The 7,984-nt window shown below is 42.0% G+C and carries 10 protein-coding genes; all 10 read right to left on the bottom strand.

Going from position 1 to position 7,984, the window contains the following annotated elements:
- The coding region (locus HP456_RS16685; protein ID WP_281358073.1) for a LytS/YhcK type 5TM receptor domain-containing protein at positions 1-488 on the bottom strand (488 nt) is incomplete at its 3' end.
- 180 nt (positions 489-668) lie between these two features.
- Positions 669-1,475 (bottom strand): DUF817 domain-containing protein, encoded by an 807-nt coding sequence (locus HP456_RS16680; protein WP_172253141.1) that lies wholly within the window; start codon positions 1,473-1,475, stop codon positions 669-671.
- Between the two features lie 35 nt (positions 1,476-1,510).
- On the bottom strand, positions 1,511-1,729 hold the full coding sequence (locus HP456_RS16675) for a helix-turn-helix domain-containing protein (protein WP_172253139.1): 219 nt from the start codon (positions 1,727-1,729) through the stop codon (positions 1,511-1,513).
- 9 nt (positions 1,730-1,738) lie between these two features.
- Entirely contained in the window at positions 1,739-2,221 is a 483-nt protein-coding gene (locus HP456_RS16670; protein WP_172253137.1) for a DUF2975 domain-containing protein, read from the bottom strand.
- Between the two features lie 168 nt (positions 2,222-2,389).
- On the bottom strand, positions 2,390-2,830 hold the full coding sequence (locus tag HP456_RS16665; RefSeq protein ID WP_172253135.1) for a cell wall hydrolase: 441 nt from the start codon (positions 2,828-2,830) through the stop codon (positions 2,390-2,392).
- A gap of 96 nt (positions 2,831-2,926) precedes the next feature.
- Entirely contained in the window at positions 2,927-3,448 is a 522-nt protein-coding gene (locus HP456_RS16660; RefSeq protein WP_172253133.1) for a CBO0543 family protein, read from the bottom strand.
- Entirely contained in the window at positions 3,445-3,927 is a 483-nt protein-coding gene (locus HP456_RS16655; RefSeq protein WP_172253131.1) for a hypothetical protein, read from the bottom strand. The genes HP456_RS16660 and HP456_RS16655 overlap by 4 nt, the downstream gene beginning before the upstream one ends.
- A 145-nt stretch (positions 3,928-4,072) precedes the next feature.
- Positions 4,073-4,687 carry a PH domain-containing protein gene (locus HP456_RS16650; protein WP_172253129.1) on the bottom strand — a complete coding sequence of 205 codons (615 nt, stop codon included), beginning with the start codon at positions 4,685-4,687 and terminating at the stop codon, positions 4,073-4,075.
- A gap of 390 nt (positions 4,688-5,077) precedes the next feature.
- Positions 5,078-6,352 (bottom strand): exo-beta-N-acetylmuramidase NamZ family protein, encoded by a 1,275-nt coding sequence (locus HP456_RS16645; RefSeq protein WP_172253127.1) that lies wholly within the window; start codon positions 6,350-6,352, stop codon positions 5,078-5,080.
- 26 nt (positions 6,353-6,378) lie between these two features.
- Positions 6,379-7,984, bottom strand: a 1,606-nt coding sequence (locus tag HP456_RS16640; protein WP_172253125.1) for a glycoside hydrolase family 3 protein, incomplete at its 5' end; no start/stop codon positions are given.

The raw sequence follows: 7,984 nt of genomic DNA, 5'->3' as shown, positions 1-7,984 counted from the left end.
ACTTTCAGATAATCAAATGAAAAGCCTATTAATATAGTGAAGATAGTTAGCCCCAGCACACAGTAATAAAAGGAAAGCCCTAATGCGATGACTGCCTTCTTATCTTTTTTTGAACGAATAAATGATTTTTGAAAATACAAAATGACTGGAAGAGATAATACTAAAACAAGAACAGTATTATAAAATCCAAGACTCACCCCTAAAGAAAGCCGGTAAAGGATGATAAGGGTTGAAAGAAGAATTCCCGGCCAAAATCCGAGGTATAAGGTGCCTAGTAATAGAGGTATAAATCGTATATCAAGGCGGGCAGTCTCACCAACATTCACTGGAAAGGACATACACAGCAGGATGGAAATCCCCCACAAAATGGTCATGATCACGGTTATATTCCGATCCTTCTTTACCCTCTCCAGAATAAATGTAAAATAAATAAATATGGGTATGATCAAAAGCGTCAGCTGCAGTAAAAAGTCCTTTATTATACTCATCCCGGCTCCTTCGTTAAAAATAGAATTAATTTTCTGAATACTACTTATGCACTATTATTATTTCAAATCCAAGCAAGTAACTCAACATAAATTTCATTAAAATCGGGAATTAGCCGGGTTAGCTGATGATTTTGCTGTTCACCGCCTCTAAAAATGAACAAAGTCGAACTCCTTAAGATATTAAGGATCCGACTTTGTTAAGTATTCAACTGTATTGGTTGTGATCGGCTTTTTTCCCTTGACCTGTTTTAATGTCGCTACGATAAGAAAGCTGACAATCACCAGTAAGAGCCAAGAGCTAACCTTTCCCAAATGGACAAGACTCCAGGCATCGGTTTGGTTGGGATATTCCCAAGCTCCAAAGAATGTAGCAATATTCTCGGCTATCCAAATGAAAAAACCAATGAGAACAAACGAAAGAGCGAGCGGCATACGATAACGCTCCCCTCCGACCTCGTATATGACCCAAGCCCGCCAAAAAACAATTACAACCAGTGCTGACAGCCACCAGCGAATATCCACCCAATAATGGTGGGTGAAAAAGTTTAAATATATCGCAGATGCCAGGCTGACTACGACCCAAAACGGCGGCCACTTGAACAGTTCAACCTTTAACCGTCTCCATGCCTGGCAAAGATAACTTGCTACACTTGCATACATGAATCCACTGTACAAAGGCACCCCGAACACTTTGGAATATCCTTCATCAGGATAAGACCAGGAGCCCATATTCACCTTGAAAAGTTCGAGAGCGAGCCCGATCAGGTGAAACAAGGTTATGACTTTCAGTTCATCCCGGGTTTCAAGTCCTGAGCGCACCATCACCCACTGCATCAGCAGGCAGATGATGAGCAGCCAATCATATCTCGGCAGGATAGGGAGAGGAATCAATTGGGTAATCGCCAGCGAAGCAAAAATAACGACAGGAAACAAACAGGACATGGCCTGCTCCCAGCCAAAGCGAAAGAGTTGGTTTAATGCTCTCATAATTCGTGCCTCCAAAGTTTTTTTAATATGCCCTGTTAGTGAGTGTCTTCCGTACTCCTATATTCAATAAGATCTCCAGGCTGACAATCCAAAGCCTTACAAATCGCCTCTAAAGTTGATAATCGAATCGCCTTTGCTTTGCCATTTTTCAGAATCGAAAGGTTCGCCATTGTTATACCTACCCTTTCCGAAAGTTCTGTCACACTCATTTTCCTTTTAGCCAGCATCACGTCAATATTAATTATAATCGCCATGTTATCACCTCAGACCGTTAAATCATTTTCTGATTTTATTTCTATGGCATTTTTCAATAGTTTTTGGAGGACAGCTGCAAAGACCGCAATCACCATGCTGCCAAATATAATCACCATTCCAATTAGGATCATACCCGGAGCATCGTCTGCCTCTGCCATGAGATAGATGAGTGGTATAAATACCACATAAAATGCACTGATGATGATGGCACAGTATTTGATCATTTTTAACGCCTTTACGGATAAATCCGAAAATGCCTGATTCTTATCAATAAAATTCAACAGTTTTAACGTCTGGTACAAAGCAGCGAAAAAGACGATTGCTGTCACATACAATCCGATTAAAAAGGGATATTGTAAAAAATCCAGCTCCGGATTCAATTCAGCGAAAAATTCAGCTATCCCGGGTAATATGAATATACTCAAAGCAAGGACAGGCAGTCCCATAACAACAACAACAACGCACTTTAAAAAGGATGTTTCTTTTTTCATACAATCACCTCACCAATATATCCTCCATCTGAATTTAACACACTATTTATTGATAAACAATAAATATTTATTAATTATTGAGATTTTTTTATTGATAAATTATTGTTCAGACAAAAATAAATAGCATTCCTTATGACAAAGAAATGCTAAATGGACCGTAATTGATTATCAACCGCTATAAACACTGGCACATGTTCCTGCTTTTGGTTCATAATAACAATGATTTTTAAATTGACCGGCAAAAGGTTGACCATACCAGGTGGGAGGACAAGGCGCATACGGATTAAAATACCAAAGGGCATACTTTGCCGGGTGCTGAGCCCAAAAATCCAGATTTTTTTTAGCTAGTCTTTTTTCAACGGATCTCGCTCTGTTATAAAAAAGATTCCCTTTTTGAACAGCCTCAAAAGAATAATTCCCACCTTGAACATGAAAGATGACTTGTCGAATGGTTCTTACGTCTCTAAAGTCCAAACAATCCGCCTTCGCACGATTAACGATGACATTTCCTACATAAAGCATTCCCTGTTTTCCTTCACCCTCGGCTTCCGCTCGCATCATCCTTGCCATCAGGGCAACATCTGCATCCGTGTATTTGACTCTTGGCATTTTATTCACCTCAGAAATAGTTTATGAAAAAAGCCTGAGTTGATGTCATTCTTTATAAAATGGCTCTGACCTTTTAGTTTTAGATAAGCCTCCAGGTTAATTTTTATTAAGATGTTTTCTTACTTTTTTGAACCAGAATATATTCAATGTCATAACTGCAGAATAAAATATGCACGAGTAATAGAGCGTCCATTCTTTATGTTGAAATAGATTGAAATAAAGCGAGATCCATTCCAGAAATGTGAGGATCAACCCCCATCCCAGGATATACCACAAAGTGGACGGCCTGTATTTTGCATAAAAATGAATGGCGATTGAAATCGTGGCTGGATAAGTGAATGTCTGCAGAATAACATCAAAAATTTCTGCGTGCGGATAATCCATTGTATCGTAAAGATCTAAAGGGGGCTCAGCAAATAATGCTTCCAATGTGGTAGTCAAAAAAAGATTGAGCAAATACACGCTGACCAGTTCCGCGTTGGTTAACGTTTTTTTATGGGTGTGTAAATACCATAGAACGGCAATCGTAAAAATTGAAATGATAAGTGTAAATATTTCGTTTTCATCAAATGGTTTTGGTGATATGGGTGTAATGATCATTTTAATTGATTCAATCATGTGATTACCCGTTCTTTGCTCAGCAACTTATGAATTTCTTCCATTACAATGGTGGTAATGATTAATATGCAAATAGCTGCAGCAGCATCAATCATGGGATACCAATGTTCATTTGGTTTTTCCAATATCCCTGACAAAAGGAAAACCTTTTCATATATAATGTTGAAGATTATCCAAGCGATACTGCTCACTGCGTAAAAGATTGAGTTTGTACTCTTCTGAAGATACAATACAATAATCAATAAAGCTGGCAGCACAATTCCAAAATGGATGATCACAGTAAGCTTCGCCCATCCGCTTTCGCTAATATTCAGCCGGTCGTACGGGGAAAACAATTTATAGTATGTATTTTGGCAAATAAATGATGAAAATATAAACAATAGAGTCCGTTCTAAGACACCGAAATGTCGTTTCATTAAACGGAGTGAAAGTAACAGAACGACGGACAGAATGATCGTGGTTGCTGATGTAATATACATGGAAATCTCCCTTTTCATCAAGTATCCTATAGATACTAGTATTACTTAGGAACTTCTTTTACATTCTCCCTATACATATTTTACACCTTTTAAAAACAGGCGCCTGCCCAATTTAATTGAGGGCAGGCGCCTGGCATTGTTCTTCTTAATTTTGTATATATTTATTAAATACTTCGCCAAAATCTTTACGAGTATTCGCATTATATTGATCATTCAGCCACTCAAATGCAAAGCCGGTCGCTTCTTTGAACTCATTTGAGATGTCATTGTCATGGAAACGGTTGTTGGTGATAAGTTCCCTGGCTGTGGATAAGCTCTTTTCTGCAGTATCCATTTTACGCTTTCCTTCTTGCTGGATATGGGAGATGGCGAGCAGGGACTTGTATAGATCTGCGATGGCTTCTCCTTCTTTTTTGTCAATATCCACTGAAAAACCGTAGCTTCCCATGGTAAATTTGATTTCAAGATCAAGGTCGATGGTACCCGCTGTTTCGATGGAGACTCCGCTGATCGGATTTTCATAATAATCATAGCGTTTGAGGTTACGTTTGCTGCTGGAGGCTTTGTTGCCATCCAAATGGATGAGTGCACGGTTTGTGAAGCAGTATTCATCCGTTTTTGATTTGATGAGGAAGTGAATCTTTTCCCCGTCTTCAGTCAAGACGTAGTCATCTGACTGTGTTTTATCAAAGTCTTCTCTTCTGATGATTTTCCCGATATCACTGATTCCCAATGCATCACTGGCGAATTTCTTTAGCATGATTGATAACCTCATTTCTTTTTTATTGATTTGGTGGTTTGAACAATCCGTTACAAAATTTATAACACGTTTAAATCACCTGTTCTCACCTGTTAATACCGCTGACTTCGCTTTCCGCGGGCGGTTGGTGAGCCTCCCGCAGGAGTCTTCGTCTTGCACTCCAATCAACAGCTGGATCCGGTTAAAACCAAGTATGCTTTTAACCATGTTTTTGGTTTTTATTAAAACACTCACACTACTATGCTATCAATAAAAGGGTGAAATTGTAAGTATTTAAATAGGAACAGAATATCATTATTCATTTGTTGGAGAAGATTATCTATCACTCTTCTTTCCAAAGAACTAAAAAGAGCCCAAGGCAACCGGCCTCAAGCTCTTTAAAGGAGTTGTTTAATAGATCAAATACTGTTCGCGGACTTCTTTGAATTCGTCTAATTCGGGCTGCCACTGTTCAACCATTTCCTCAATACTTCTTCCTTCTTCGATTCCTTCGCGGATCCAGCCGTTACCGATCAGGTTGTCGAAGAATGAGATGCCTGCACTGTTTTCAGCGCGGAACTGAAAGTCTTCAGGATACATGTCATGGATGGTTTTCACGATGTTAAGCCCTGTTTCGACAGGTTTAAATGCTTTCCGGTCAGTGACATGTATCTGGATGCCGTGTGACAGTTTGCCTGCGTGCTTGGATGATGCCGGCGTAAAGGAGGCCGCTCTGAACGTAACGCCTTTCAGTTCCAAATCATTCAGGGTTGCTGCAAGGTCGGCTGCGTTAATGAATGGGGCGCCGATCAGTTCAAATGGTTTGGTTGTACCGCGCCCTTCTGATACGTTCGTCCCCTCGATCAATGCCGCTCCGGGGTATACAAGTGCCGTTTCAAGTGTCGGCATGTTAGGTGAAGGCATGACGAATTCAAGTGGTGTTTCGTCGTAATACATACTGCGTTTCCAGCCTTCCATTTCCACTACTGTCAAGTCTGCGCCGATGCCGAATTCTTCGTTAAATAGCTTGGCAAGTTCCCCGACTGTCATACCGTGGCGGAGAGGGATGCTGTAGTTACCAACGAATGAAGCGTATTTCATATCCAGGACTGGCCCTTCTACTTTGGTACCGCTCAATGGGTTTGGACGGTCCAATACGATAATTGGGATATCGTTCTCTTTTGCCGCTTCCATTGCATACGCCATTGTGTAGATGTAGGTGTAGAAGCGTGTGCCTACATCCTGGATATCGAATAACAGGACTTCTACGTTTTCAAGCATTTCAGGTGACGGCTTTTTAGTTGCGCCATATAAGCTGTAGACAGGAAGACCTGTTCGATCATCGATATAGAATTCAACATATTCCCCAGCCTGCGCATCTCCGCGCACACCGTGTTCCGGTCCGTAAAGAGCTGTCAATTCTACATCCGGGTCATTATGCAATGTGTCCACGATACTGTTCAATTCTTGATCGACTCCGGTTGGATTCGTAATCAGCCCGACCTTTTTGCCTTCAATGAGATGCTTCTCTTCTTTCAGGAGTTGTTCGACACCAAGTGAGAATTCCTTATGTTTGCCTTTGCCCTTTCCGTGACCATGACCTTTTCCGTTATCATGGGCAGATCCCGCTGACATCGTCGATAGTACCAGAACGAACGTTAGTAGTGCTATCATCCACTTTTTCAAGGTTTTCCCCTCCCGTTATTATAAAATTAATACGTCAAGCCGTGCCCGAATTCGTACAGGGTTCCTTCATCCACACCCGGGATGGTTACCGGCAATTTACCTCCAGGCGTGTTTGCACCGAAGATCGTCGCAGCGGTTGCTTTGAAGCTTGCCGTACGGAAACCATATTGAGCAAGATAAGCATCCACTTCACTGCTATAGGCCATGATGTCATATGGGTTACGGATGCCGACTGCAATCACCGGGGCATTTGTTTCTTCCGCTAAAGCTTTTACAAGATTCATCTGTGCACTGTCTGGAGACCTGCCCGATACATTATAAGTGTACGTCCCAATGATGACGGCTGACGCTTCTCTGATTTCAGATTTCTGTGCATCTGTTAATTGATAATTAGCCGGAGCTTCGATGACGGTTGTGTTTCCATGCTGCTCTTTCACTGCATTTCCAAGGTCTTCGATATAGGACCTACCGACCACGACTACTTTTTCACCTTCAGATGGTTTCATCGGAAGTACCTGCTCGTTCTTCACAAGTGTGATTGAGCGTTCTGCCGCTTCTTTTTCCACTTGTTTGTGTTCTTCAGATCCTACGATTTTACTTGCTTGTGCGATTTTCTCTTCTACTGGAAGTGGGGTTTCTTCTTTTATGACACCTCGTTTGATTTTCAGTGAAAGGATCCTTCCAACGGATGCTTCGATTCGATCGACTGTCAATTCACCGCTGTCCACTGCATCAAGCAGTCCCTGTCTCACTTCACTTAAACCAACCGGCATCAGTACGATATCCGTGCCTGCTTTGACTGCGCGAACAGCCGCATCTACTGCACCAAAGTGATCCGCGATCGCTTTCATGTTCATCGCGTCTGTTGTGATGATGCCTTCGTAGCCCATTTCCTCGCGCATCAATTCTGTCAGGACTTTATGAGAAAGAGTGGCTGGCACTGCGATTTCTTCTCCTGTTTTTTTCGAAATGGCCTTGGAGCCGTCGATTTTAGGGAACGTGACGTGAGCCGTCATGATCGCATCGATTCCCGCATCCATTGCCTGCTGGAAAGGATACAATTCCACTTCCATTAACCGGTCTTTATCATGCGGAACTTCAGGCAGCCCTAAGTGGGAGTCCACAGCCGTGTCACCGTGACCCGGAAAGTGCTTGGCGGTTGCTGCTACACCAGTTGATTGAAGTCCTTCTGTATAAGCCACACCCATTTCAGCGACCAATTCCGGATCTTCCCCGAATGAACGGACACCAATTACAGGATTGTCAGGATTATTGTTGACGTCCATAACAGGTGCAAAGTTCACGTTTATGCCAAGAGAATGAAGCTCTTCCCCAATTGCTTTACCAACGTTATGAGCAATTTCGGGTGATCTTGCTGCACCTAAAGCCATATTCCCCGGAAAGTCAGTACCTGATTGCAAGCGGGTGACGATTCCGCCTTCCTGGTCGATCGTCATCAGCAATCCATATTTCTCTGCCGCCTCTTGATAATCAGCTACCAGTTTCGTTGTCTGTTCAGTTGTAACCACATTTTCGCGGAATAAAATAACCCCGCCGAGATGATAGTCTTTCACAAGTTGCTCAATTTCAGGAAGCATTTCCGTTACATTTTCACCGTCCCAGTTTCTAAAG

The organism is Bacillus haikouensis, assembly GCF_013179555.1.
Classification (GTDB): Bacteria; Bacillota; Bacilli; order Bacillales; family Bacillaceae_B; genus Rossellomorea; species Rossellomorea haikouensis_A.
The sequence above is the reverse complement of the archived record's forward strand: the minus strand, read 5'-3'. Positions and strand labels throughout refer to the sequence as shown.